Genomic DNA, 24,855 nt, shown 5'->3' on the forward strand with positions numbered 1-24,855 from the left:
GGCTCAAGCCTGACAACCGGCTCAACAGCCAGGCCAATCCCATTGCGGCGATATTCGATGGTGTTCGCCACCGTGGCTTGCGCATCGCTGCGCGACTCAATCGCGAGAGGAGGGATGACATGGCGTGATGCTGATCGATGCCGTTTCCTTCGTCAAACGGGGGCGGGGCCGTTCGACATGGCCCTCTTTATCCTTGCCTTTGCCCGCAAAGCGACCCACCCGCGCGTCTCATGAGCAAGGGACAGGGGCAAAGCGGGTGGCGGGGGCAGGCTTTGGTCCTGCTGCTGTTGACGCTGGTCGCGCTGGTGGTGCGGGCGCGGACGTTCGGCAATCCGGTGATCGGGTTCGACGAGCAATATTATCTGCTGGTCGGCGACCGGATGCTCCATGGCGCGATGCCCTATGTCGATATCTTCGACCGCAAGCCGATCGGGCTGTTCCTCCTCTATGCGGGAGCGCGGTGGCTGGGAGGGGACGGGTTCCTCGCCTATAAGCTGGTCGCGACCGGCTTCGTCATCGCCACCGCCTTTGGTATCCAGCGTGTCGCGCGGGGCTTTGCGGGGCCGGGGGCGGCGGTCGTGGCGGCGATCCTCTATATCCTCTGGCTGAACCTGATGGAGGGGGAAGGGGGCCAGTCCCCGGTCTTCTACAATGCGCCGATGCTGGTCGCCGCGAGCGCGGTGCTGCGCGCGGTCGAGGGGCGGGGGCGGCTGTTTCCCTGCGGCGCGGTCGCGATGGCGGCGGTGGGGCTGGCGCTCCAGATCAAATATTCGGTGCTGCCCGAGGGGTTTGCGTTCGGCTGCATCCTGCTCTGGCGGGGCTGGCGCACGGCGGTGCCGCTGGGGCGGCTGGCGGGGATGGCCTTGGTCTGGGTCGCGCTGGCGCTGTTGCCGACGCTGGTCGCCCTGGGCGGCTATGCCGCGATGGGGCAGGGGCAGGCCTGGCTCTTCGCCAATATCGTCTCGCTCGGCGGACAGGCGGCGCGGCCGCTGGCCGACGAGCTGGAGGGGCTGGCCGCCTGTGTCGGCATCCTGTCGCCGCTGGCGCTGGCGATCGGTTTCGGGCGGCCCTGGCGCCATGTCCCGGCGGAGCGGCGCGAGGGCTTTCGCCTGCTGCTCGTCTGGCTGGCGGTCGCGAGCGCGGCGGTCCTGCTCTATGGCCGGTTCGGCAGCCCGCATTATGCGCTGCCCATCGTCCTGCCCGCCACGCTGGTCGCCGCGCCCGCGCTGGCCCGCTGGCGCCGCGCCGGGATCGCGGCCTTCCTGCTGGCGATCGGCGCGGCGGGGCAGATCGTGCTCCACCTCAGCGAGCGGACCAAGGGCGGCGCGGGCGAGGCGCGGGCCGTCGCCAATGCCGCGATGCCGACGCGCGGCTGTCTCTATGTCTATGACGGCTATCCGGCGCTTTATCTGCTGACGCATAGCTGCCTGCCGTCGAAATGGGTGTTTCCGGGGCATCTCGCCACCCGGGACGAGGCGAGCGCGGCCGCGATCGGCGTCGATCCCGTCGCCGAGGTCCGCCGCATCCTGGCCGCGCGGCCCGGCGCGATCGTCGACGATTATCCGCGCTTCGCCTTCGGCAACCCGGCGACCCGCGCGGTGCTGCGCGAGGTGCTGGCGCGCGACTATCACCTGGCCGCCTGCATCCCCACCGGGCCGAGCCGGGTGCGGCTGGTCTATCGGCCGGGCGCGGGGGCGGGGGCGGCGGGGTGTCCGGGTGCGGCGATGCTGGATCGATAGCCGTTTCTCCCCCTCTCGAGGCGGATAAAACCGTATACTATATCGACAGACGCGACGGGCTCGGCCACTATGCCCGCCATGATCCCGCTGATCCTCCTCGCCGCCCAGCTCGCCCCCGAAACCATCAACAGCCGGGGCAATCCGATCCTGGCCGACGGACGTTACTATTCCACCGACCCCGCGCCGCTGGTCGATGGCGACACGCTGTGGATCCTGGCGGGGCGCGACGAGGCACCCAAAGGCGTCAACGACTTCATCATGAACGAGTGGCAGCTTCTCTCCACGAAAGACCCCGCCAGCGGCGTGTGGCGGCATTATCCCGCCATCGCCCGGCCCGAGCGCGTCTTTGCCTGGGCCGAGCGGGGCCGCGCCTATGCCGGGCAGATCGTGAAGGGGCGGGACGGGCGCTTCTATCTCTATGCGCCGGTGCTCCAGCGGGACGGCGGGGCGAAGGACCGGTTCGCGATCGGCGTGGCGGTGGCCGACCGCCCGACCGGGCCATGGCGCGACGCGCACCCCTCCGGCCCGATCATCTCGCAAACGGTGCCGGTGGCCAACGACATCCAGAATATCGATCCGACCGTGCTGATCGATGATGACGGCCGTATCTATATCTATTGGGGCACGTTCGGGCGGCTGCGCGCGATGGAGCTGGCCCCCGACATGGTCACCCCCAAGGGCCCCGAGCAGGTCGTGACCGGCGCGACCGGTTTCTTCGAGGCGCCCTGGATCATGAAGCGGCGCGGCACCTATTATCTGCTCTACGCCGCCAACACGACCGGGCCGGGCAGCGCCTGTACGCCGACGCTCTATCATGCGTGCCAGGCCTATGCCTCGGCGCCGAGCCCGATGGGGCCCTGGACCTATCGCGGGGTGGTGCTGCCCCCGGTGTCGTCGACCACCTCGCATGCCGGGGCCGTCCCGTTCAAGGGACGCTGGTATCTGGCCTATCATACCGCCGATGCGAAGGGCGGGGGGCATTTCCGCCGCTCGGTCGCGCTCGATCCGATGGCGTGGGACGACAGCGTCTCGCCCCCCGCGATCCGCCCCGTAAAGCCGAGCAGGGCGCCCGCCCCGCCGCCCCCGCCGACGCGCAACCGGGCACTGAGCGCCTGGGCCACCGTCTCCAACGCGCCCGGCCCGGTGCAATACTGGATCGCCGCGCTGAACGACGGCGTGGTGCGGGCAAGTCCGCTGCCGCCCGATATGTGGGGCAATTGGACGAAGCAGAATCCGGCCAGCGCCTGGATCGAATATCGCTGGCTCCGGCCGGTGACGCTGAACGGCGCGCGCATCCGCTTCTTCGCCGACCATCCCGCAGGTTCGGACGAAGGCGTCGCTCCGCCCGCCGCCTGGCATCTGGAATATTGGGGGCAGGGGGGCTGGCGGCGGATCGCGGGGACCTATCCGACCGGGGTGGAGCGATTCCAGGAGGTGCGCTTCGCCCCCGTCACCACCCGCTGCCTGCGCGCGGTGCTGGAGGCGTCCGGGTCAGGGGACCGTCATGCGGGCCTCGCGGTGGAGGAGTGGGAGGCGTTGTCGCGAAGGCCCGTCACCGTCACGGCGCGACCGACCACGGCCCCCGCTGGCTGCTCCCGCGACGGACGCCTGTCCTTATCATCCGACAACTGATTTCATCCCTGATAGCAGGGATTGCCTTGTGATGTCTTCCTTGCCCTTCGCCTTGGGCCAAAAGTCACGCCACCATAAACATGACCAATTTGCTATTTATCTAACAATGTAAATCTATACTATGGCCTTCTCAAGCCAACGCGATTGGTACGAAAGGGGAGCGATGATGAAAGAATATTACTCGCGTATCTTGTAGCGCCTCGATCGCGGCACTCTCAATCGGCGCCTGCGGGACTGCCGAGGCGCAGACCACCAGCCCGCCCGTCCAGGCGACCGGTAACGTCACTGCCGACCAGGCTGCGCAAGGGACGGTCAGCGATCAGGACATCGTCGTCACCGGCGTCCGCGAATCCCTCCGCTCGGCCCAGGTGATCAAGCGCAACGCCTACCAGATCGTCGATTCGGTCAACGCGCAGGACATCGGCAAGCTGCCCGACGCCAACACGGTCGAGGCGCTCCAGCGTATCACCGGCGTCCAGATCTAGCGCCGTTACGGCGAGGGCGCGACCGACTTCGGCCATCGCACCACCCCCGCCATCACCGTGCGCGGCCTGACCCAGGTCAGCAACTTCATTGACGGCCGCGCCGCCATCTCGGCCTCGAGCGGACGCACCCGCGACCTGGAGGCGACTCCGCCCGAACTGCTGGCGGGCATTGACGTCTATAAGAACCCGCCCGCCAGCATGATCGAGGGCGATATCGCGGGCGTGGTCAACATCCGCACCCGCCTACCGTTCGATCAGCCGGGCCAGCTCATCAGCGCTACGCTGAAGGGCAATTATTACCACCGCGCCGACAAGTTCGGCGGATCGGGATCGGCGCTCTATAGCAACCGCTTCCAGACCGGCATCGGCGAGATGGGCTTCCTCATCAACGCCAGCTATGCGCGCAGCTCCTCCCGGCAGGACGCGATCCTGATCGGCGCCTTCGGTCCCATCCCGTCGGGCATCATCATCCCCGGCGCGCCTGCCAATGCGCAGGTGCCTTATGGCGAGCAGATCTATGACGATGGCGGCGACCGCTAGTGCATCGGTATGGCGGGTGCGTGGCAGTGGCAGGCGGCCGACAATCTGCTGATCACGGCACAGGCGCTCTATTCGCGGTACAATTTCTACCGCCAGGGCAAATACTTCTATTACAACAACAACGGCAACATGGTCACGACGCCGCAGGCGGGCGCGGCCTTTACCTTCGACAAGGCCGGATACGCGACCTCTGGCTCGCTGGCCAATCAGGTGTTCGAGTCCGCGCGCTTCAATCAAGACCTGACCACCACCACCGGCAACTATACGCTGAACGCCAAATGGGACGTGTCCGACCGGCTGCACGCGACCTTCGATGGCCAGTATCTGAAGTCGAGCTACAGTGCCCACCGCAATGGCTTCGTCATCTCGCTCTACGACCAGACCGGGCAGACGCCCTATAATACCAAGAACCAGAGCATCGTCGATTTCGACCTGCGCGGATCGCGCCCCGTCTGGAGCGTGCAGAACCCGGCGCTGCTGTCCGATCTGAACAATTACGCCTTCACCTATATGGCGGATGCGATCAAGCGGAACGACGCGGACCGGCTCTCGCTGAAATATGATCTGGAATATGATGTCGAGGGCGGTTTCCTCCAGAAGCTGCGCGGCGGGCTTTGCTATTCGGGCAGCACGATCGATTTGCGCGGCACCTGGAACGGCTTCTGCCTGCTGCCCTCCGGCCCGAACCCCAGCTGCTCGTCGGCCGCAGGGATCCCCTTCGTCCGCCTGTCGCAATTACCCGAGCTGGCACTGAAGGGGCTGACGCCCAATTTCTTCGACAACCGCACCCTGACCGGCGGAATCCTCTATCCCAATTTCGAGCCGGACAGCTCGCTCTGGGACGGCCTGACCAAGACCGAGGCGAAGTTCGGCGCGACGCCCAAGGACAGCTTCTCGCCCCGCGACCTGAACCACCAGACCGAGCGGACGCTCGCCGCTTATATCGCGGCGGATTACGAAGGCGTGCTGGGGGCGTGAAGATCGATGGCAATGCCGGGGTGCGGCTGGTCCGCACCGATACGGGCTCTGCGGGCACGATCTTCAACAGCGACGGCACCCAGGCGCCGATCTATGTCGAGCGCCGCTATATCAAGGCGCGGCCCAATTTCGACCAGATGGCCCCCAAAGTCTCGCTCAACAATCCGACCGAGCGGAAATTCATCGCGCGCGACAGCAACAACAATATCATCGCACAATATCCGACCGGGGGTTCGGGCAATCCGTTCCTGCGGCCAATCACCTTGGACAACTACGACGTGACCGGCGAATGGTATTTCGCGCCAACCGGCTCGTTCACGATCGGCGGCTTCTACAAGAAGGTCGACGGCTTCCTGGCGGGCGGCACCACCTTCCAGAATTTCAACGGCGTCACCTATGCGATCGGCACGACGGTCAACACCGGCAAGGGTACGGTGAAGGGCTTCGAGGCGGCGTATCAGCAGTTCTTCGATTTCCTGCCGGGGCCGCTCAGCGGGCTGGGGGTGCAGGCCAACTACACCTATGTCGACAGCAGCGTGACGAACCCGTTCGCGACCACGGGGTCGAACATCCCGACGACGGTGCCGCTCGAAAAGCTGTCCAAGCACAGCTACAATCTCGTCGGCCTGTATGAGAAGGGACCGATCACCGGCCGTCTGGCCTGGAGCTGGCGTGGCAAATATTTCGACACCACGTAAGGCAGCGGCGCGAACGGCATTCCGCAGTTCCAGAAGCCCTATGCCTCGCTCGATGCCTCGGTCAGCTATAATGTGAACACGCATACCGCGGTGTCGCTGGATGCGGTGAACCTGACCTATATCGGCACGATTAGCCAGCCGCTGCAATATACGATGAACGACCGGCGCTTCGGCTTCTCGCTGCGCGCCACCTATTGACTTGGGGCCCTTGCGGGCCGTTGCGGCGGGGGCGGGTTTTACGCCAGCCGCCACGGTCGACAGCCATTACCCGGGCCTGCTTGCGCCTGCGCCGGTCGCTTATCTCGATGGGCTGGTCCGCTTTGCGCTCCCGCTGATCGCGGCGCATTTCGGCACCGGCCCGCCCGCGTGCGCGGCAATTTCTCGCTGGTCACGACCCCGCCCGCCGCGCTGTCGCCCGACCAGCGCGTGCCGCATGTCGACGCGGCCGACCGGATGCAGTTTGCCGGCGTCCATTATCTGTCCGAGCACCCGGCGGGCACCGGCTTTTTCCACCACCGCGCCACCGGGTATGAGACGATCAATGCCGATCGCCTGGCCGTCTATCGCCAGCATCTCGACACCGAACTCGCAGAGCTTGGGCAAGGCGGTTACGTGACGGGCGACCACGCCTATTTCACCGCAATCGATCGGGTGGAGGCGCAGCCCGACTGGCTGATCCTCTACCGCGCTGCGCTGCTCCATAGCGCCTGATCGATACCGTCCCGCCCCATGCCGACGACCCTATGCGTGGGCGGCTGACGGGCAATCTGTTCCTCCAGTGCCGGACCACCGCATGACCCCCGACGCCCCCTTACGCAATATCGCGATCGTCGGCGGAGGAACGGCGGACTGGATGGCCGCAGCCGCGCTCGCCAGCGTGGCGGGGCCGCAGGGACCGGCGATCACGCTGGTCGAATTCGAAGAGATCGGTACGATCGGCGTCGGCGAAAGCGACTTCATCTGCGCGACGGGCGGCACATTCAAGCTGGGCATCGAATTCGCCAACTGGTGGCGGCGCGGGCAAAGCTATTTCCACCCCTTCGGTGTCTATGGCCTCGATGCGGGCGCGGTGCCGTTCGAGGCGCTGTGGCGGCGCCTGCACCAGGCGGGCGAGGCCGAGCCGCTCGCCGCCTATTCGATCTGCACCGCCGCGGCGATGGCGGGGCGCTTCAGCCGCCCCCAGCCGGGCAATACGCCGCTCGCCCAGATCGGCTATGCCTTTCACTTCGACGCGACGCTCTATGCCGCCTTCCTTCGCCACCATGCCGAGGGGGCACGAGGGAAAGGTGGTCGAAGTCGGCCTTCACCCCGAGACGGGGTTTATCGAGCACGTGACGCTGGCCGACGGCGCGCAGCTGTCCGCCGACCTGTTCATCGACTGCTCGGGCTTCCGCTCGCTGCTGCTGGGGCAAGCGCTGGGGACGGGGTTCGAGGATTGGGGGCACTGGCTGCCCAACGACCGCGCCGCCCGCGCCCTATACCCGTTCGACCGCCAAGCCCGCAGGCTGGCAATGGCGCATCCCGCTGCAACACCGCATCGGCGACGGCCATGTCTATGCCAGCGCGCATATCTCCGACGACGAAGCGGTCGCGACCCTGCTGGAGGGGCTGGACGGCGAAGCACTGGCCGACCTGCGCCTGCTGCGCTTCCGTACCGGCAGGCGTAATGCCTTCTGGGCCCGCAACTGCGTGGCGCTCGGCCTGGCGAGCGGTTTCATGGAGCCGCTGGAATCGACCAGCATCCACCTGGTCCAGGCAGGCATCGCCCGGCTGCTGGAGATGCTGCCCACCCGCGCCTTCGAGGGCGCCGACATCCGCTGCTACAACCGCCTGATGATCGCCGAGTTCGAGAGCATCCGCGACTTCCTGATCCTGCACTTCCACGCCAACGCCCGCGGCGACACCGCCTATTGGCGCGACCTAGCCGCCATGCCGATTCTCGACAACCTCGCCGAACGCATCATCATCTACTGCCGGGCGGAGCGCGTCTACCGCGAAGCCGACGACCTCTTCACCCGCACCAGCTGGCTGGCGGTGATGGACGGACGGGGTCTGACGGCGGAGGGTTTCGATCCGATCGCCCTGGGGTGCCGCTGGAGGCGGCGAAGGCGCGGTTAAGCCGCATCGCGGAGGTGACGCGCGCGGCAGTCCAGCATCTGCCGGTACATGGCGATTTCGTCGCACGGCATTGCGGGGTGACGGAGCAATATATTCCCTCGTGACTTAATGACCCGGACCATCGTCCGATCGCACGCCGAGCACCTCTTCGGGAGCCCCGTGCAGCGGTGCCTTTCGCGCCAATGTATACATTGGTGCCACGAGGCATATCCTGCCATCCCTCAGACAGGCGTCTTTCCTTGATATTGTAGTCTCTCAAACATGCCGGAAATTGGCATGACGCTGGGTGGATGGGGTGGTGAAACCTGCGTTCACCGCTTCGAAGAAGAACCGCCTGAGCCAGCGCTGTCATGACGAACACGAGACGCTAATAGGACAGGCAGATGCCGTGCGGGCTGGCCGTAGTGGGACGTGCGGCCAACCACGATTGTTGATATAGATTTTACATAAGATATATTATCATACGTGGGGATATATGGCTGTTTGTAAGCGCAACGTGGAAATGAGACTCTCCTGCAATTTAGAAGCGAGACGGTAACCTCGCCGGCAGGCTTCGATGGGCCACCGCAAGGCGCGGCTTGCCGATGGCCTCACCCGGCTCGGTCGCGCCGCGCGCAACGGGGCGATCCCGCATGGCAGTATCGAATACGGAACGCTGCGTAGCGCTACCTGCCCATGGTGTGGGTCTAGGGCATGGGGACCACCGCGTCCGCCAGCGGACAGTTCTACCCCGCTGCGCGACAGGGCCAGGCGATGAAAACGGTCCATGCCCGCTACGGCAACGATCCCGGCATCAAGGCCTATACCCATGTCACCGACCGGTTCGCGCCGTTCGCATCGCAGCCGATCCCCGCGACCGTCAGCGAGGCACCCTATCTGCTCGACGGCTGACGATGAACGAGGCCGGGCGGCGGATCGAGGGGCAATATGCCAACACCAGCGGGTTCACCGACCATCCTGTTCGGGATCAGCGCCATGCTCGGCTACCGCCTCGTGCTGCGCATCCGCGATCTGCCGTCCAAGCGACTGTACGTGCTCGACCCCGCCGCCACGCCAACCGAACTACGCTCACTGGTGGGCGGCAAGGCCCGCGAGGCCCTGATCGTCTCCAACTGGCCCGACCTGTTCCGCTGCGCCGCCACCATGAGCGCAGGGCAGGTCGCGCCGAGCCGCATCCTGCGCAAGCTCGCTACCTATCCGCGCCAGAACGACCTGGCCGCCGCCCTGCGCGAGGTCGGCCGGATCGAGCGCACGCTGTTCATCATCGAATGGATCCTCGACACCGGGATGCAGCGGCGCGCGCAGGTCGGCCTCAACCTGCTCACCGCCATCATCGTCTACTGGAACACCCTGCATCTCAGTCATGCGGTCGAGGCGCGGCGTCGCGAAGGACTGTATACCCCGTATCATCTGCTGGCGCATGTCTCGCCGCTGGGATGGGCGCGCATCCTGCTCACCGGCGAATACCTCTGGCCCAAGGACACCATCGCTTAGGGTTTCATTCGCCCTCAGCCGGAACCGCCCCCTCTAGGTCCTGCTTCCTATCTGGAGCCAGGAGCTCCGACAAATCCGATGCGTTTCAATCCGCAAGTTTGCGAATCCCGAATGTCGATCTGACCTAGACGTTTCCGGCATCCTTCGATAGTCGGCAGCAATTGATAGCGTATTTCGCGCCCGAATAATAAGGGAACCCCTATGGCCTTGCGCAAAACGGCGCTCATTACCGGTGTTACTGGTCAGGACGGCGCCTATCTGGCTCAGCTTCTACTAGATAAGGGCTATATAGTGCATGGCCTGAAGCGTCGGTCGTCGTCATTTAATACCGGCCGTATAGAAGATATATACGAAGATCCCCATGCTCCGGATCCGACTTTCCACCTTCATTATGGTGACATGACCGATTCCACCGCGCTGATCCGCCTAGTGCAGGAAACGCAGCCGGACGAAATTTACAATCTCGCGGCACAAAGCCATGTCCAGGTCAGCTTCGAGACACCTGAATATACTGCCAATGCCGATGCAATTGGTACCCTGCGTCTGCTAGAGGCGATTCGCCTCCTTGGTATGGAGAAGAAAACGCGCTTCTATCAGGCCTCAACGTCCGAACTTTATGGCCTTGTTCAGGAAGTCCCGCAACGCGAGACGACGCCCTTCTATCCGCGCAGCCCGTATGCGGTGGCCAAGCTCTACGCTTATTGGATCACCGTCAACTACCGCGAAGCCTATGGTATCCATGCGTCGAACGGCATCCTGTTCAACCACGAAAGCCCGCTGCGCGGCGAGACGTTCGTAACGCGTAAGATCACGCGTGCGGCTGCGGCGATCTCACTCGGCCGTCAGCAAATGTTGTACCTCGGCAACCTTGATGCCCAGCGCGATTGGGGGCATGCCCGCGAGTATGTCGAGGGCATGTGGCGCATCGTGCAGGCCGACACCCCAGACGATTTCGTTCTGGCAACTGGCGAGACAACGCCCGTGCGCACCTTCGTCGAATGGGCGTTCGAAGATGCAGGGATCGGCCTGCGCTGGGAAGGCGAAGGCGTCGATGAAAAGGGTTATTGCCGCGACACCGGCCGCTTGCTCGTCGCGATCGATCCGCGCTATTTCCGCCCGACTGAGGTCGAATTGCTGATCGGCGACGCCACCAAGGCGCGCGAGACACTTGGCTGGACACACAAGACCTCGCCACGCGACTTAGCCCGTGAGATGGTGCAGGCCGATCTTAAGGTCATGCAAGACGCTCCCATCGGTAAGGGAGCCTGAGGCACTCCGCCCCTCCTGTGAGCGGGTAGAGTCGTCATTGGAACGGATGATACCATGAACGACAGCGACACAGCCATCGTCAACGGCAGAAACAGCAGCCGGCGCCGGGTCTGGATCACCGGTGGCAACGGCATGGTAGGGCGCAATTTGCGCGAACATGCCCGTGCTGCTGACTGGGATATCGTCACGCCGTCACGGAGGGACCTCGACCTTGCAAATCGCGCGGCGGTTTCCGCATTTGCACGGGCTGGAGGCTTCGACCTCGTCATCCATGCCGCTGGTCAAGTCGGTGGCATCCAAGCCAATATGGCTGATCCTGTAGGCTTCTTAGTCAACAACATTGATATGGGCCGGAACGTCATCATGGCGGCGTTCGAAGCGGAAATTCCCGCGCTCATCAATCTGTCAAGTTCTTGCATGTATCCGCGCGGCCGCGATCATGCGCTGCGCGAAAGCGACATTATGACCGGCGAGTTAGAGCCGACGAACGAGGGCTATGCCCTTGCTAAGATCGTATCGACCCGAATGTGCGACTATATCGTGCGCACGCGACCCGATCTTGCCTATCGTACCATCATACCCTGTAATCTCTACGGCCGGCATGACAAATTCGACCCGGCCGCTTCGCACTTGGTACCCGCGATCATCGCCAAGGTCAGCACTGCGATGCAGACCGGTGACAAAGAGGTCGAAATCTGGGGTGACGGCAGCGCTAGGCGCGAGTTTATGTATGCCGCCGACCTTGCCGACGCAATTTGGCGCGGAGCTAACGATCCCGCCACGCTGCCGCAGTTGATGAACGTTGGCATCGGCGACGACCACAGCATCCTCGACTATTACGAAGCGGTCGCCACGGCGCTCGGCTGGCAGGGGCGGTTCCGCTTCGACCTGACGCGCCCGGTGGGCATGCAGCGCAAGCTCAGCGACGTCGGCCTGCAGCGCGACTGGGGTTGGGTCCCGCCCACGTCACTGCATGACGGCATCGCCGCAACCATCCAATTCTATCAGCAGCAGGCATGACCAAGATGAGCAAGCCCTTCCCCCTCGCAACTTCGTCTTGGGACGAGGCCGAATATCAGGCAATGCAGGCCGTCATCGCGTCTGGCCAGTTCTCGATGGGACCTATGGTAAAAGCCTGCGAAGAACGGTTCGCGGCCTATACCGGCACGCGCTATGCCGTGATGTGCAATTCGGGATCCTCGGCGAACCTGTTGATGATCGCGGCGCTGCGCTTTACTGCCAACCCCGCGCTGCGGCTTGAGCGCGGTGACGAGGTGATCGTCCCTGCGGTATCTTGGAGCACGACCTACAGCCCGCTCGAACAGTATGGGCTGCACCTACGCTTCGTAGATATCGACCTTACTACCCTGAACTTTGACCTCGCCGCCCTGGAAGCGGCAATCACGCCCCGCACCCGCGCCATCTTCTGCGTCAATCTGCTCGGTAACCCTAACGATTTCGCCGCGATCAAGGTACTGGCCGACAAGCACAATCTTGTCGTACTCGAAGACAATTGCGAATCGATGGGCGCCGAGTTCGACGGCCGCAAGACGGGTTCGTTCGGAGTGATGGGCAGCCAGAGCTGCTTCTTCTCGCACCATATTTCGACGATGGAAGGCGGCCTCGTCACTACCGACGACGAAGAACTTTATCACCTTATGCTGTCGCTGCGCGCGCATGGCTGGACGCGGCAGCTGCCGACCGAGAACCGCGTCGTCGGTCGCAAGCTCGACGATCCGTTCGAGGAATCCTTCCGCTTCATCCTGCCCGGCTACAATCTGCGCCCGCTCGAGATGTCGGGCGCGATCGGTATCGAACAGATCGCAAAATTGCCGCGTCTAATCGAGGAACGGCGCCGCAACGGGGCCTTTCTGCAAGCACGTCTGTCGGATCATCCCGACCTCATGATCCAGCGCGAGATCGGCAAGAGCAGTTGGTTCGGCTTCAGTCTAGTGATCCGCCCAGGCAGCAGCATGACGCGCACCACGCTGATGCAGCGCCTCGACGCGGCTGGCTTCGAGTACCGCCCGATCGTCAGTGGCAATTTTGCGCGTAAGGAAGTCGTCCGCTATTTCGATCATAGCATCTTCGGTAACTTGGCAAACGCTGACCACATCGATGCCAATGGCCTGTTCGTCGGCAATCACCATTATCCGATCGATCAGGCGGTCGAGGCGCTAAGTACGATCGCCGCGGATTGACTTGGTCGACCGTCAGGATGACGGTCGCCGCGTTTACGACGGATCCTTAAATCGATGCACATTGCTCTGTTCGAACCCGATCCGGCGGGGCACCGCATGGTCTATGTGCGCTATATCGTCGCGGCGATGGCGCGGCACGGCGGCCTGCGCGCGACGCTCATCACCTCTGCGCGCGGCCGATCCGCCCCGGCGGTGCAGGCGATGGAGGCAGACCGCGCGCTGCCAGTGTCTGTCATGACGATCGAGGCCCCCATTCTTCGGCAGCCTATCCCCCGAAAACTGCAGCGACAGTTTGGCTATACCGCCGCGCTGGGCCGTGCCGTGAGGTCGCTGGCGGCACGCGATCCGGTGGATCACGTCTTCATCCCGTTCCTCGATGATTTCGCCCTACTCCCCTTCGCCGTGCAACCCACCCCGTTCGGGAAAACCCGCTGGAGCGGGATCGCGATCCGGCCGCGCTTCCACCTAGCTGCCGCAGGTGGAAGTGTGCCACACCGCGCGGCGGATCGCATCGAAGGTTGGGCGTACCGTCGCCTGCTCGGGAGCCCGGTGCTCGACACAATGTTCAGCATCGATCCTTACCTGGCGCCGCAACTCGGTGACCCACGCGTCGTCACGGTGGTCGACCCCGCCGACATCACCGCTTTGCCCGCCGACCCAACTTGGCTGTCGGTAAGTGATTCAGCGGTCGTGCTATTGGTCTACGGCTATATCGATGGTCGCAAAGCCATCGACCGGCTGCTGCGGATCGCGAATGACCCTCGAATGCCGAGGGCGCTAACCGTGGCTCTGGTTGGGACGCAGGATGCCAGTATGGCATCCATTCTCGAGGGTAGCGACGCCCAGCAACTGCGGACGGAAGGACGGCTTGTCGAAGTCGCACGCCACATCACTGACGGCGAGGAGGCTTCCGCCTTCGCCCGGGCCGATATCGTCTGGGCCTATTATCCCGGCAGCTATTGTTCGAGCGGTGCGATGGTGCGTGCCGGGCAGATGAGCCGCGCGTTGATGGCGACCGAGGAGGGATTGGTAGGTTGGCTGACGCGCCAGCATGGTTCGGGCCTTACCGCCCCCGAGGACGATGACGAAGGCCTGTTGCAGGCACTGGTACGACTAACTGCTGATGCGGCGCTGCGCCGTACACTCGGTGCGGCGGGACATGCTTACTTCACTGGCCATGATAGCGTCGCCTTCGGGGATCACATCGTCGAGCGTCTCGAGCGCGGCGTCCCCGCATGACTGATCATACCGATCGTCGCGCCTTTCGGGCCGGGCGTGTCAGACTCGCCTTCCTGACCAGCGCTGCCTCCAAGGCGTTGGGTCTCGTCGTGCAATTTCTTGCCGTACCGCTGGCAATGCGATCGCTCGGTGCCGAACGGTTTGGTATCTATACCATGCTGGTCTCGGCACTGATCTGGATCGACCTGGGACGGCTCGGCATTGGCCCTGGCCTGACTCGCGAACTCGCTTTGGCGTGGAACCGGGGCGACCAGTCGCGCGAACGTATGCTGTTCTCGAACGCGACCTTCTTCCTGTTTGGCATCGCTGCGGCGATCGCACTATTCCTCGTGGCTGGCTATCATGCCGGCTCGGGCAGTATCGACGCCATCTTCGGCGCATCGGCAATGCCTTATCGCTCGGAAATTCTCGACGGTATGATCGTCGTCGGTGTCTTCCTCGTCGCCCAAATCGTCTTTAGTGCCGGTGAGGCAGCGCGTTCGGCCTATCAGGATGATTTCATCAATAATTTGATGAATACGCTGGCTAACCTTGCTTCATTACTGCTGATCTTTGCGGTCGCCCTGCTTCGGCCCACCGTACCCGCATTCGCGCTTGCGGTATTTGGTTCGCTGGCATTGGGTAAAGGGGTCAATCTCGCGCTTCTGGTACTGCGTTCGCGACCTTATCTGCTGCCGCGCTGGCAGTATGTCGATCGTACGCAACTCCGCCCGCTGCTTGCGTCCAGCTTCGCCTTCTGGGTTGTTCAGATCGCGACACTCATGATGCATAACCTGTCGCTGCTGCAACTAGGCCACATGATCGGCGCGGAGGGACTCACGCCCTTCGCGGTCGTTTTCCGCTTGTTCCAATTGCTATCGACCGGCATCCTGATGGTCAGCATGCCGCTATGGCCAGCGATTACCGATGCGTTGGTGCGCGGCGACCAGGAATGGATTGCCCGCGCCTGTAGGCGGCTAGTGTTGGGTGCCCTCGCCTTTTCCGCATTGGCCGGACTCGTCGTCGCGGGGCTGGGCTCCCGGTTGATCCCATTGTGGGCAGGAGCAAGTGTACAGCCAAGTGCCACCTTATGCGCACTGCTCGGCTTATATTTCGTCATTTGGATGTGGAACCACTGCCACACAGTGATTCTTTTCGGCATGGGAAGATTGTGGGCGGTCGCCTATGCCATGCTCGCTGAGGGCAGTCTGGTCTTGATCCTGTCGGCCCTGCTTGTTCCGCGCTTTGGCGCGGCGGGGACCGCAATCGGCTTGTGTCTTGCCGGGTTGTCGACCACTGCCTGGGTTCTACCAATGGTCTTCCGACGGACGCTGACTCAGCAACTGCACGGGCAGGATACGCCGACGAGCAACAGCATAATGCAGCCGCTCGCTGAGGAGCAGATCGTATGAACGACAGTACGACACGGCAATGCCGCCTTGCCTATCTGACCAGCATTCCCTCGCCCTATCGGGCGGACATGGTCCGAGCTTGGGCGCGACATAACCCGCATCTTGCCATATCTGTTTTCTATACTGATCCCGACGACCAGGGGCGCGGGTGGGATGCCGATCCGGTCGGTGAGGGTGTGACCGAAACCCGCCTGCCTGTGATTGCCGCCTTCCAGAAATACGGCAAGTTCAATCGCAAACTCGCCGCGATGGTCCGCGATCATGATGTCATCATGATCGGCGGATTTGAACAGGCAAGTTACCTTACAGCCGCACTACTGGCGAAATTGTACCGCAAACCCGTGATTCTCCTGTTCGACGGTTTCAGCCCCGCCCGGTTTGGCACCGAGCCTGCGCCGATTTTGGCGCTGAAGCGCCTTACCGTCCGTTTAGCGCAGGGATTGTTCGCCAACGGAACGGTCGGTGCGCGGTATCTACGCGAACAGCTCGGTGTTGCAAGGGACACGCCGATACACAACCAGTTTCTCAGCCATCGTGAAGCACCGATCGAGACAGCTCGACAGCGGATGGCAAGCAAAGACAAGGCTCAGATCCGCCACGCTTTGGGTATTCCGGACGATGGCCGACCGGTGTTGATGACCTGCGGCTACCTGACTACCCGCAAGCGTATCGATCTCATCATCGATGCTATCGCCCGTCGACCTCATGCGCAGCGACCGCTGCTGTTGGTCGTCGGCGATGGCGCGCTACGCGAGATACTGCAGCGACAGGCAGCCGAAGCTGGCGTTCCAGCTTATTTCGCTGGCTTCAGGCTGGGAGCGGATCTGGCATCTTTCTATCTGGCCGCCGATGCCTTCGTCCTGGCGTCTAACGACGATCCTTGGGGCCTCGTGGTCAACGAGGCTATGTCCGCTGGTCTGCCTGTCCTCGTTAGCGATGCCTGCGGCGTTGCCCTCGATCTGGTCAAGGATGACGTTAACGGCTTTGTCTTTAGAACTGGCGATGCGGCGAGCTTGGCGGACGCCCTCACCCGGCTCGAAACGATGGACTGCGAAGCCATGGCAGACGCTTCGCGGTCCCTTGTCGCGCAATGGACACCCGCTCATTCGGCTGCATCGCTTGGGAAAGCGGTCGCCGATGCCGTATCGGCAATGGCGAGCTAAAGGTATGGGCGAACTGGATGGGAGCACACGTCCCCTCCCTCTTCTCAGCGGAGCGAGAGGTCCAGGTACTCGCGAAATGCTATGCGCGTTTGACGAGTTGCTCGAATATCGCTCCGATCTTAGCATCCAAGTTCTTACTCCTCCTATAGCCGTAAACGAGGTACCCGAGTTGCCCCAAATCCATTATGGGGCATTCGGGGATAATATTCCTGGCACGATCCAGAACAATAGGACGTGGACCAGCATCGTAAAGCTGACACTATTCGCCATGGCAGAGTCCCTGGATTCTGCACTTTCGCGCTTCGCAATCAGAAGAAACTTCCGCAGAAAAGAATACACGCGGCAATTTCGGTAGGCATGTTCCGCTTCACACGGATGGCTACGGCAGTGCTTTCTCCCAGCGCTACTGCGTACATGGTACGTGAAAGATATTTTAGTTAATTTTAGGACAGAAAAGTTTATGAAAGTTGCCATTGTCCATTATTGGTGGCTTAGTAATCGGGGTGGTGAGGCTGTTGTCTCAGCACTCCTTGATATGTTTCCCCATGCTGATCTTTTCGTTCAAGTCTGTGACGAAGATTTGGTTCGACGCACTTTAGGTACAAAATTTCGTGGAAATATTATTCCTTCTTTTGTATCGCGGATGCCAGGTGCAAAAAAGCACTATAAAAAATATATGCCTCTGATGCCTTTGGCCTTGGAGCAGTGGGACCTTAGCAATTATGACCTAATAATTAGCAGTGAGTCTGGACCTGCAAAGGGCATCATCACCAGGCCTGACGCATTGCATCTCTGCTATTGTCATTCACCAATGCGTTACATTTGGGACTTATATCATCCTTATTTGGAAAATTCGGGTTGGTTAATTCGAAAATTGTTTCCTCTTATTGCGCACTGGTTGCGGGTGTGGGATCGCAGTTCCGCCGATCGTGTTGATCGGTTTATTGCAAATTCTCGCTTCATCGCATCACGCATCAAAAAATTCTATCGGCGTGAAGCTGATGTCATATGGCCACCAGTTCCAGTATCAGACTTCAATCCTAATCGTGAGCGCGAGGATTTTTATCTTTGTCTCGGTCAGCTTGTGCAATACAAGCGTGCTGATATTGCCATAGATGCTTTTAATGATCTTGGTTTACCATTGGTTATCATTGGCGAAGGAGAAATAGAAAAAGATCTGCGTGCAAAAGCGGCGCCTAACATTGAGTTACTTGGCCGTCAGCCGTTTGATGTAGTTAAGGATCATCTCGAGCGTTGTCGTGGCCTGATCTTTCCTGGCGTCGAGGATTTTGGTATTGTGCCAGTCGAAGCAATGGCAGCTGGCGCACCCGTCATTGCATATGGTCGGGGAGGTATCTTGGACACCGTCATCGACGGTGAGACAGGCATCTTATTCCAAGAACAAAGCGCAGTCGCCCTTGCACATTCAGTACGACAGCTCGAAAGTGGAGAATTTTCTTTCGACCCTGCGATGCTTCACCAACATGCCGATCAATTCAATAGGGCAAAATTCGTCGCCAGCATTCAAAATATTATAGCCAGTTATGGCATAAATCCAGTTTAATTACGAAGTAGTTTCTTATTATAATCACGATCTTGATGCATAGTTAACGCTGTAGTTTAAAATTATATAGTGGAATTTCTTAGAGGCTGTTATGAACCTGGGGCGAGCGTGGCGGCCTGTTTTATCATGAGGGATGCGAAGGCGACGACGTGAAGTCGAGCAAGTGTTTCGGCGTAACGTTCGTAATCTTCAACGAGACGCCTGAAGCGGGTCGCCCATGCGAATGATCGTTCGACAACCCATCGTCGTGGCAAGAGGACGAAGCCGCGTTTAGAGCAGTTTCCGGCCGATCTGAGTCGATGCGGGATTCCCATTGGTGCAGTGATCTGATTCAAGATGCTGGCTGGATGGAGGCCGGCATGAATGGGCAAGCCGTTGTCGATGGACCTGCGGTCGCGAGCGCTAGCCGCGGTTGACGAGGGGATGAGTTGCCGGGCTGCGGCGCGGCGATACGCGGTCGCGGCGGATCGAGGCGTACGCGCACACGATCCTGTCGCTGCACGAGGCCCGGCGCGACATCACCTTGGACGAGTTGCGCAGCGAACTGGCCCCCGTACATTGTAGGGACACAGATTCACGGTAGGCGTCGTCGTCGTCGGGCGGGCTATTTCCGCAGGTTTTCGATACCGAGTTCGCGCCACATCCATGTGAAGTCGTAGGTCGCCATCGGGTCGCTCGGATCGGGCTTGGCACCGCTGCGGTTCTCGAGGTGCTTGAGCCAGGCAGCAAGACGATCGCGGCCCGCGGCGGTCCTGGCGGCCGCACGCGGGGTGATATCGCCCAGCATCCCGATCGGTTCGTCAAGTGTAGCGCGGTACTGGCGATCGAGCATGTCGTGGATGAGCGGGGTCGTGATTTCAGGGGATATGTCGGGCGCGGGTTCGGGTGTGGTCAGTCCCTCCCTTCGCGCCGCCATGGCCTGCTCGACGGTTTCGATCGTGGTGAGCGGGGTGCCGACCAGTCCGGCCAGTGCATCGGCGATAAGAGCGGTGCCGCGACCGGCACGCTCGGCGGAGGTGACGGCAAGGATCAGGGCGCGGCCCTTCAGCTCGATATTGCCGAGCACCGGGGTGCCGTCTTCCATCGTCACGCCCCAGCTCATCTTGCTCGTGGCTCTCGTGGTCTTGCCGGGCTTGTCGCCCAGCCAGTTCCAGAAATGGCTGGTTTCACGCTGAAGCGCGGGCAGCGTGTCGAGCCGCTCCCCGATCAGGGCGTGGGTGGCACCGCGCGCGAAGGGGAAGCGCACGCGGTGAAACACCACCTCCTCGCCGTCGCTGTTGTGCAGGACCGGGATACCCTCCGGTTCCAGGGTGCGGGGAACGATGTCGAACAGCCAGGCAGTAGTGATCAGGACGGGCAACGCGCGCAGCTTGTCATCGTCGAGCACGAGCGGGGTGTGCGGACTGCGCTTTCCTTCCGCCCGGCGGAGACCCCGCACAAGATCGTCGGCTACCTCCATCGGAAACGACAGCAGCCCGCCCGACAGGAGATGCCTGCCGCCGACCTCGACGACGCGGGCACCGATCCGGTCCCATGGCTTGAGCGTCTGCGAGGCGCTGCGCTCGGACACGCGCACCGGCTCGCCGCCCCGGATCAGGTCGCGGACCAGAAAGCCGTGGCCGGGTTCGACCTCGCTGACCTCGTACAGGCTCATCACCGAGGATCGCAGCGCCCGCATATAGGCCTTGGCGGGGCCGCTCTCGTTCCAGCCCCGGCGTTTGACATAGTCGTCGACGATGTTGCGGCCATCGGGGGCGACGGCGCGCGTCAGCAGGTCCTCGAACGCGCAGCCCCACAGCACGCCCGCCCAGTGATCGCCGACGATATCGGCGAGGTCTTCGTAGCCGAAGTCGAACTCCTCCATCGCCAGCTCGAGATGATCGCCGAGCGCCTCGCCGAGATGGTCCGCCCAGGCCGGCGAGGTGGCGAACTTCATGAGACCGGACAGGTCGTGGCCACGCTTCATGCCGCTTCTCCCTGCTGCTGGCGATACGCCGCGACGATCCGCGAGACGGTGGGTTCGCTGACGCCGTAGAGCCGGGCCATCTCGGCCCCCGACTTGCGGCCCGAGGTGACGGATTCGGCGATCCGGCCTTCCGCCCGCGCTTGCGCCAGGCCGGCGGAGGTGCGCTCGCGGATCATCGCGCGTTCGAATTCGGCGAAGCTGCCGACCATCTGCATCATCATGCGGCCTGCGGCCGTGGTGGTGTCGATCGCCTCGGTGAGCGAGCGGAAACCCGCGCCGGCCGCTTCGATCCGGTCCATGATGTGGAGCAGGTCCTTCAGGCTGCGCGACAATCGGTCGAGCTTCCAGACGACCACCACGTCGCCCTCGCGCAGCTGCCCGATCATCTCGTGCAGCTTCGGGCGGTCCCAGCGCCCGCCGCTGGCGGTTTCCTCGAACACGCGCCGGCAACCGGCTGCATCCAACGCGCGAGCCTGCGCGACGTTGGACTGCTCCTCGCCCTTCGACACACGGGCATAGCCGATCAGATAGGATGTGTTGTCCAAGCCTGTCCTTCCGCAAACGGCCGTATCCGGAGGCCGGATCGGCCGCCACGAATTTCCGCCGCCTTCCGCCTTTCACAATCCTCTTTCACCAATCATCCGAAAGGCAAGTGGTTTCTGGAGGATGGAACATGCCCGCACGCATTCCGATGACCGGGCGTCAGCGCGCCGCACTACTGGCGCTACCCGACACCGAGGCAATGGTGGTGCGACACCACAGCCTCGACGCCGGCGATCTGGACGCGATCGGCACCGCGCGGACACCGGCCACCCGGCTCGGCTATGCGCTGCAACTGTGCTGCCTGCGCTATCCCGGCCGCCATCTGCGCGCGGGCGAACTGCTGCCGGCGATCATGCTCGACCATATCGCCGAACAGATCGGCGTGGAGGCGGACGCCATCGCTGACTTCGCGAGGCGCACGCCCACCCGCTACGACCAACTCGCCACGATCAAGGCACGCTTCGGATTCCGTGATCTCAGCCGCCCGGTCCGAGCCGATCTGATGACCTGGCTCGGACAAACCGCAATGCCACTCACCGACGGATGCCATCTCCTCGACCGGCTGCTGGAGAAGATGCGCTCGGAGCGCATCGTCATCCCCGGCATCAGCGTCGTCGAGCGGATGGCGGCCGAGGCGATGCACCGCGCCGAAACCGATCTCATCACCGCAGTCGATCGCAGCCTCGATGCCGAAATGCGTCGTCGGCTAGACACGCTGGTCGACGGGAAAGTGCATGACCGACAGAGCCGCCTGTCCTGGCTGCGCGAACCGCAACCGCGGGTCGCCCCGGCATCGCTCGACACGATCGTCGACAAGGTGAGGCTGATCCGCTGGTCGGGCGTATCGGCGCATCCGGTCGATCCGGCCCACCAACCGCGTATCGCGCAATTCGCGCGTGAGGGGCTACGCTACACCGCGCAAGCCTTTCAGCAGATGCGACCCGCCCGTCGCAGGACCGTGCTGCTCGCCACCCTGCGCGAGATGGAGGCGACGCTCACCGACGCGGCGATCGCCATGTTCGGCGCCCTGGTCGGCCGGGCCCGCCTGCGGGCGCGCAAGCGGCTCGAGCAACGGGTCGCCGTGTCGAACCGGGAAGGGCGCGAACGCCTGCTCCGCGTCGCGGTCTTGCTCGAGACGGTAGCCAAAGCGGCACGCGCCGGCGAGGATGTGGGCGCAGCCGTCAACCGGATCACGACGCTCGATACGCTCGATGCCGATGCCGCGATCATCCGGCGCACCGCATCGTCGCACCGCGACGACGTATTGGGCGAGATCGCGCCGGAATACCGCGCCTTCAAGCGCAGCGGTCCGGCGTTCCTGCGTGCGTTCGACTTCCAGGGACGGGCGCATACGCAGAGCCTGCGGTCGGCGATGACGATCCTCGCCGACCTCGATGGCGACTGGCGCAGGTCGCTGCCGGACGACGTGCCGCTCGGTCATGTCGAACGGCGCTGGCGGCGTCATGTCGGACACGCCGGTGCGATCGACCGCGCTTCCTGGGAAATGGCGACCTACGAGGCGCTCGCGGGTGCGTTGGCGTCGAGCGATATCTGGGTTCCGACCGCAAAGGTGCATCGCGCGCTGCGCGCATTGCTGGCACCGGCACCAGGCGCTCCGCCCAGGCCAGCGATCCTGCCCGGTGATGTGCATGCCTGGCTCGATGAACGCGCGAACCGCCTCGACACGGCCCTCCTCGCGATCGAGCGCAACCTCGGTCAGCGCGACGCCGTATTTTTCGAGGGCGACCGGCTGCGCTTCCCCCGGGAGCCATCGGACGATACCGATCGCGATGGCGGGCGCCGCTTCGCGCTTGCCTGTTACGCCAGGCTGCCCGCCACCCGTATCACCGACCTTTTGTCGCAGGTCGATCGCTGGACCGGTTTCACCCGACACTTCGGCCATGTCTCTACCGGGCTGCCGCCCGGTGATGACCGCGCCTTTCTCGCCACGCTGATCGCCGAGGCGACCAATCTCGGTCTCTCGCGCATGGCCGAGGTCTGCAGCATGGGGTCACGACGAACCCTTCTGCGGATGCAGACATGGCACATGCGCGAGGAAACCTTTTCGCGCCGCACTCGCCTGCCTGACCGATGCCATCCATGCCGAGCCGCTTGCAGCCTGGTTCGGACAGGGACGTCGCGCGTCGGCCGATGGGCAGGCATTTCCCCTGGGTGGTCCCGGCGAGGCGGGAGGAAGCGTCAACGCGCATTACGGGCGCGACCCGGTGGTGAAGATCTACACCACCATCACCGACCGCTACGCCCCGCTTCACCAAAGCGTGATGGCCGGCACCGCCGGCGAAGCGATCCATGCGCTCGACGGTATCCATGGCCATGCGGCAGGAGTCGATCCCGCCACGCTCCATGTCGATGGAGGCGGCGTGTCCGACATCGTATTCGCGGTCAGCCATCTGCTCGGGCTGGATTTCGAGCCGCGTATCCCGCGCCTGTCGGATCGCCGTCTCCACGCCTTCGAGCCGGCACGCCGCTACGGCAAGTTGGCGCCGCTGTTCGGGCGTCGGCTCGACCGCGACCGCATCGTACCCCACTGGCCGGAGATCGCCGAGGTGATCGGCGCGATCCGGAACCGCACGGTCACGCCATCGCTGATCCTCGGCAGACTCTCCGCCCAGCGTCAGCAAGGCGGACTTGCCGCGGCCCTGCGCGAGATCGGGCGGATCGAACGCACCCTGTTCACCCTGCGCTGGTTCGAGGACGCCGACCTGCGGCGCACCGTCACCGCCGAACTGAACAAGGGCGAGGCGCGCAACAGCCTCGCCCGTGCCGTCGCCTTCCACCGCCTCGGCCGCTTCCGCGAGCGCAGCCTCGAGAACCAGCAGACCCGCGCCGCAGCCCTCAACCTCGTCACCGCCGCCATCATCCTGTTCAATTGCCGCTATCTCGGCCGCGTGGTCGAGGATATGCGGCATCGCGGCGTGCCGGTCGATCCGGCGATGCTGGCAAGCCTCTCGCCACTCGGATGGGACCGCATCAATCTGACCGGCGACTATGTCTGGGCCGAAAACCTCGAACTCGACGCCGATGGTTTCACGCCTCTGCTCGCCAAGCAGCTACCGTGAATCCGTGGCCCAATAATGTACAGGGCCGAACTGGGCCGGGCGGGGGTGACGGTCGCAATCTCGACGCTGCATCGCTTCTTCGCCCGTCACGGGGTCACACGCAAAAAAACCGGCCATGCGATCGAGCAGGACCGCGCCGACGTCCTGAGCCGGCGGGAGGCATGGTTCGACGGTTAGCTCCATCTCGACCCCGCGCGTCTGGTGTTCATCGACGAGACCTGGACGGCAACCAACATGACCCGCAGCCACGGCCGTTGTCGCCGGGGCGAGCGACTTCGGATGGGCTACCCGCACGGCCACCGCAAGACGACGACGCTGGTCGCAGGCCTGCGCACGACCGGCATGGTCGCGCCCATGGTGCTCGATGGCCCGATCAACGGCGACTGGTTCGAAGCCTATGTCGACCAAGTGCTCGTGCCCGACCTCAGGCGCGGCGACATTGTCATCATGGACAACCTGTCTAGCCACAAGCGCGCCAGCATCCGCGACCTGATCGAGGCGGCCAGTGCTCGGCTCATGTTCCTTCCGCCCTACAGCCCCGACTTCAACCCCATCGAAAAGGCGTTCGCCCGCCTCAAGGCCATGCTCCGCAAGGCCGGCGAGCGGACCGTTTCCGGGCTGTGGTCCCTCATCGGCAAGTTGGTCGACCTGTTCCAGCCGCAGGAATGGGCCAACTACTTCAGCTCCTGCGGCTATGACCCAGACTGAACGGAAGCCGCTCTAAATCCGTCCGGTCAAACGGGGGCCAGATAAGA

At 63.2% G+C, this 24,855-nt stretch carries 17 protein-coding genes and 9 pseudogenes; 22 read left to right on the top strand and 4 right to left on the bottom strand.

Annotated elements, in window-relative coordinates:
- The first annotated feature begins 230 nt into the window (after nt 1-230).
- The 17 genes and pseudogenes from ABIC44_RS13270 to ABIC44_RS13350 all read left to right on the top strand — a co-directional run bounded on the left by ABIC44_RS13270 (nt 231) and on the right by ABIC44_RS13350 (nt 18,511).
- On the top strand, nt 231-1,739 hold the full coding sequence (locus tag ABIC44_RS13270) for a glycosyltransferase family protein (protein ID WP_354295956.1): 1,509 nt from the start codon (nt 231-233) through the stop codon (nt 1,737-1,739).
- 69 nt (nt 1,740-1,808) lie between these two features.
- On the top strand, nt 1,809-3,371 hold the full coding sequence (locus ABIC44_RS13275) for a family 43 glycosylhydrolase (RefSeq protein ID WP_354295958.1): 1,563 nt from the start codon (nt 1,809-1,811) through the stop codon (nt 3,369-3,371).
- Between the two features lie 542 nt (nt 3,372-3,913).
- Nucleotides 3,914-4,396 carry a hypothetical protein gene (locus tag ABIC44_RS13280; RefSeq protein ID WP_354295960.1) on the top strand — a complete coding sequence of 161 codons (483 nt, stop codon included), beginning with the start codon at nt 3,914-3,916 and terminating at the stop codon, nt 4,394-4,396.
- Between the two features lie 9 nt (nt 4,397-4,405).
- Entirely contained in the window at nt 4,406-5,374 is a 969-nt protein-coding gene (locus tag ABIC44_RS13285) for a hypothetical protein (protein ID WP_354295962.1), read from the top strand.
- Entirely contained in the window at nt 5,371-6,072 is a 702-nt protein-coding gene (locus ABIC44_RS13290) for a TonB-dependent receptor domain-containing protein (RefSeq protein ID WP_354295964.1), read from the top strand. The genes ABIC44_RS13285 and ABIC44_RS13290 overlap by 4 nt, the downstream gene beginning before the upstream one ends.
- 72 nt (nt 6,073-6,144) lie before the next feature.
- Nucleotides 6,145-6,270 carry a hypothetical protein gene (locus ABIC44_RS13295; RefSeq protein ID WP_354295966.1) on the top strand — a complete coding sequence of 42 codons (126 nt, stop codon included), beginning with the start codon at nt 6,145-6,147 and terminating at the stop codon, nt 6,268-6,270.
- Between the two features lie 156 nt (nt 6,271-6,426).
- Nucleotides 6,427-6,783, top strand: a pseudogene (locus tag ABIC44_RS13300) (DUF6445 family protein); the annotation flags it as partial.
- Between the two features lie 142 nt (nt 6,784-6,925).
- Nucleotides 6,926-7,285 (top strand): annotated as a pseudogene (locus ABIC44_RS13305) (tryptophan 7-halogenase); the annotation flags it as partial.
- A gap of 49 nt (nt 7,286-7,334) precedes the next feature.
- Nucleotides 7,335-8,190: pseudogene (locus ABIC44_RS13310) on the top strand (tryptophan halogenase family protein).
- A gap of 693 nt (nt 8,191-8,883) precedes the next feature.
- Nucleotides 8,884-9,684 (top strand): annotated as a pseudogene (locus ABIC44_RS13315) (Tn3 family transposase).
- Between the two features lie 201 nt (nt 9,685-9,885).
- Nucleotides 9,886-10,953 (top strand): GDP-mannose 4,6-dehydratase, encoded by a 1,068-nt coding sequence (gmd, locus tag ABIC44_RS13320; RefSeq protein WP_354295967.1) that lies wholly within the window; start codon nt 9,886-9,888, stop codon nt 10,951-10,953.
- Between the two features lie 54 nt (nt 10,954-11,007).
- A complete protein-coding gene (locus ABIC44_RS13325) occupies nt 11,008-11,973 on the top strand; it encodes a GDP-L-fucose synthase family protein (protein WP_354295969.1) in 966 nt (321 codons plus the stop codon).
- The gene (locus ABIC44_RS13330) at nt 11,970-13,154 is read left to right on the top strand and encodes a DegT/DnrJ/EryC1/StrS family aminotransferase (RefSeq protein WP_354295971.1); all 1,185 of its coding nucleotides are present in this window, start codon (nt 11,970-11,972) and stop codon (nt 13,152-13,154) included. The genes ABIC44_RS13325 and ABIC44_RS13330 overlap by 4 nt, the downstream gene beginning before the upstream one ends.
- 54 nt (nt 13,155-13,208) lie before the next feature.
- Nucleotides 13,209-14,393, top strand: a complete 1,185-nt coding sequence (locus ABIC44_RS13335; RefSeq protein WP_354295973.1) for a glycosyltransferase family protein — start codon at nt 13,209-13,211, stop codon at nt 14,391-14,393.
- Nucleotides 14,390-15,784, top strand: coding sequence for a lipopolysaccharide biosynthesis protein (locus tag ABIC44_RS13340; RefSeq protein WP_354295974.1), 1,395 nt, complete (start codon nt 14,390-14,392; stop codon nt 15,782-15,784). The genes ABIC44_RS13335 and ABIC44_RS13340 overlap by 4 nt, the downstream gene beginning before the upstream one ends.
- Nucleotides 15,781-16,947 carry a glycosyltransferase family 4 protein gene (locus ABIC44_RS13345; protein ID WP_354295976.1) on the top strand — a complete coding sequence of 389 codons (1,167 nt, stop codon included), beginning with the start codon at nt 15,781-15,783 and terminating at the stop codon, nt 16,945-16,947. Before ABIC44_RS13340 ends, ABIC44_RS13345 begins: the two co-directional genes overlap by 4 nt.
- Before the next feature lie 460 nt (nt 16,948-17,407).
- A complete protein-coding gene (locus ABIC44_RS13350; RefSeq protein ID WP_354295977.1) occupies nt 17,408-18,511 on the top strand; it encodes a glycosyltransferase in 1,104 nt (367 codons plus the stop codon).
- Nucleotides 18,512-18,600: 89 nt separating this feature from the next.
- Here ABIC44_RS13350 and ABIC44_RS13355 read toward each other — a convergent pair.
- Nucleotides 18,601-18,780 (bottom strand): annotated as a pseudogene (locus ABIC44_RS13355) (transposase); the annotation flags it as partial.
- A 94-nt stretch (nt 18,781-18,874) separates the two neighbouring features.
- Between ABIC44_RS13355 and ABIC44_RS19640 the strand changes: the two are divergent.
- Nucleotides 18,875-19,067: pseudogene (locus ABIC44_RS19640) on the top strand (IS630 family transposase); the annotation flags it as partial.
- A gap of 48 nt (nt 19,068-19,115) precedes the next feature.
- Here ABIC44_RS19640 and ABIC44_RS13365 read toward each other — a convergent pair.
- Both ABIC44_RS13365 and ABIC44_RS13370 read right to left on the bottom strand, forming a co-directional pair.
- Nucleotides 19,116-20,477 carry a DUF7986 domain-containing protein gene (locus ABIC44_RS13365; protein ID WP_354295978.1) on the bottom strand — a complete coding sequence of 454 codons (1,362 nt, stop codon included), beginning with the start codon at nt 20,475-20,477 and terminating at the stop codon, nt 19,116-19,118.
- Nucleotides 20,474-21,022, bottom strand: coding sequence for a recombinase family protein (locus ABIC44_RS13370; RefSeq protein ID WP_354295980.1), 549 nt, complete (start codon nt 21,020-21,022; stop codon nt 20,474-20,476). Before ABIC44_RS13370 ends, ABIC44_RS13365 begins: the two co-directional genes overlap by 4 nt.
- Before the next feature lie 197 nt (nt 21,023-21,219).
- Between ABIC44_RS13370 and ABIC44_RS19645 the strand changes: the two are divergent.
- Nucleotides 21,220-21,597, top strand: a pseudogene (locus ABIC44_RS19645) (DUF4158 domain-containing protein); the annotation flags it as partial.
- A 327-nt stretch (nt 21,598-21,924) separates the two neighbouring features.
- Here ABIC44_RS19645 and ABIC44_RS19650 read toward each other — a convergent pair.
- Nucleotides 21,925-22,923 carry a hypothetical protein gene (locus ABIC44_RS19650; RefSeq protein ID WP_502959848.1) on the bottom strand — a complete coding sequence of 333 codons (999 nt, stop codon included), beginning with the start codon at nt 22,921-22,923 and terminating at the stop codon, nt 21,925-21,927.
- Between ABIC44_RS19650 and ABIC44_RS19655 the strand changes: the two are divergent.
- The 3 genes and pseudogenes from ABIC44_RS19655 to ABIC44_RS13380 all read left to right on the top strand — a co-directional run.
- Nucleotides 22,876-23,019: pseudogene (locus tag ABIC44_RS19655) on the top strand (Tn3 family transposase); the annotation flags it as partial. The gene ABIC44_RS19650 and the pseudogene ABIC44_RS19655 overlap by 48 nt on opposite strands.
- A gap of 97 nt (nt 23,020-23,116) precedes the next feature.
- Nucleotides 23,117-24,100, top strand: coding sequence for a Tn3 family transposase (locus ABIC44_RS19660; protein ID WP_502959849.1), 984 nt, complete (start codon nt 23,117-23,119; stop codon nt 24,098-24,100).
- A gap of 57 nt (nt 24,101-24,157) precedes the next feature.
- Nucleotides 24,158-24,808: pseudogene (locus ABIC44_RS13380) on the top strand (IS630 family transposase); the annotation flags it as partial.
- Between the last annotated feature and the right edge of the window lie 47 nt (nt 24,809-24,855).

This window comes from Sphingomonas sp. 1185 (assembly GCF_040544655.1).
In the GTDB taxonomy this organism is placed as follows: domain Bacteria; phylum Pseudomonadota; class Alphaproteobacteria; order Sphingomonadales; family Sphingomonadaceae; genus Sphingomonas.

Bases quoted from the DNA above. Each gene is read 5' to 3' on its own strand.
- ABIC44_RS13335 (WP_354295973.1), top strand. From the start codon at position 13,209: ATGCACATTGCTCTGTTCGAACCCGATCCGGCGGGGCACCGCATGGTC.
- ABIC44_RS13270 (WP_354295956.1), top strand. From the start codon at position 231: ATGAGCAAGGGACAGGGGCAAAGCGGGTGGCGGGGGCAGGCTTTGGTC.
- ABIC44_RS13340 (WP_354295974.1), top strand. From the start codon at position 14,390: ATGACTGATCATACCGATCGTCGCGCCTTTCGGGCCGGGCGTGTCAGA.
- ABIC44_RS13350 (WP_354295977.1), top strand. From the start codon at position 17,408: ATGAAAGTTGCCATTGTCCATTATTGGTGGCTTAGTAATCGGGGTGGT.
- ABIC44_RS13275 (WP_354295958.1), top strand. From the start codon at position 1,809: ATGCCCGCCATGATCCCGCTGATCCTCCTCGCCGCCCAGCTCGCCCCC.
- gmd (WP_354295967.1), top strand. From the start codon at position 9,886: ATGGCCTTGCGCAAAACGGCGCTCATTACCGGTGTTACTGGTCAGGAC.
- ABIC44_RS13365 (WP_354295978.1), bottom strand. From the start codon at position 20,477: ATGAAGCGTGGCCACGACCTGTCCGGTCTCATGAAGTTCGCCACCTCG.
- ABIC44_RS13330 (WP_354295971.1), top strand. From the start codon at position 11,970: ATGACCAAGATGAGCAAGCCCTTCCCCCTCGCAACTTCGTCTTGGGAC.
- ABIC44_RS13345 (WP_354295976.1), top strand. From the start codon at position 15,781: ATGAACGACAGTACGACACGGCAATGCCGCCTTGCCTATCTGACCAGC.
- ABIC44_RS19650 (WP_502959848.1), bottom strand. From the start codon at position 22,923: ATGGCCGAAGTGTCGGGTGAAACCGGTCCAGCGATCGACCTGCGACAA.
- ABIC44_RS13325 (WP_354295969.1), top strand. From the start codon at position 11,008: ATGAACGACAGCGACACAGCCATCGTCAACGGCAGAAACAGCAGCCGG.
- ABIC44_RS13285 (WP_354295962.1), top strand. From the start codon at position 4,406: ATGGCGGGTGCGTGGCAGTGGCAGGCGGCCGACAATCTGCTGATCACG.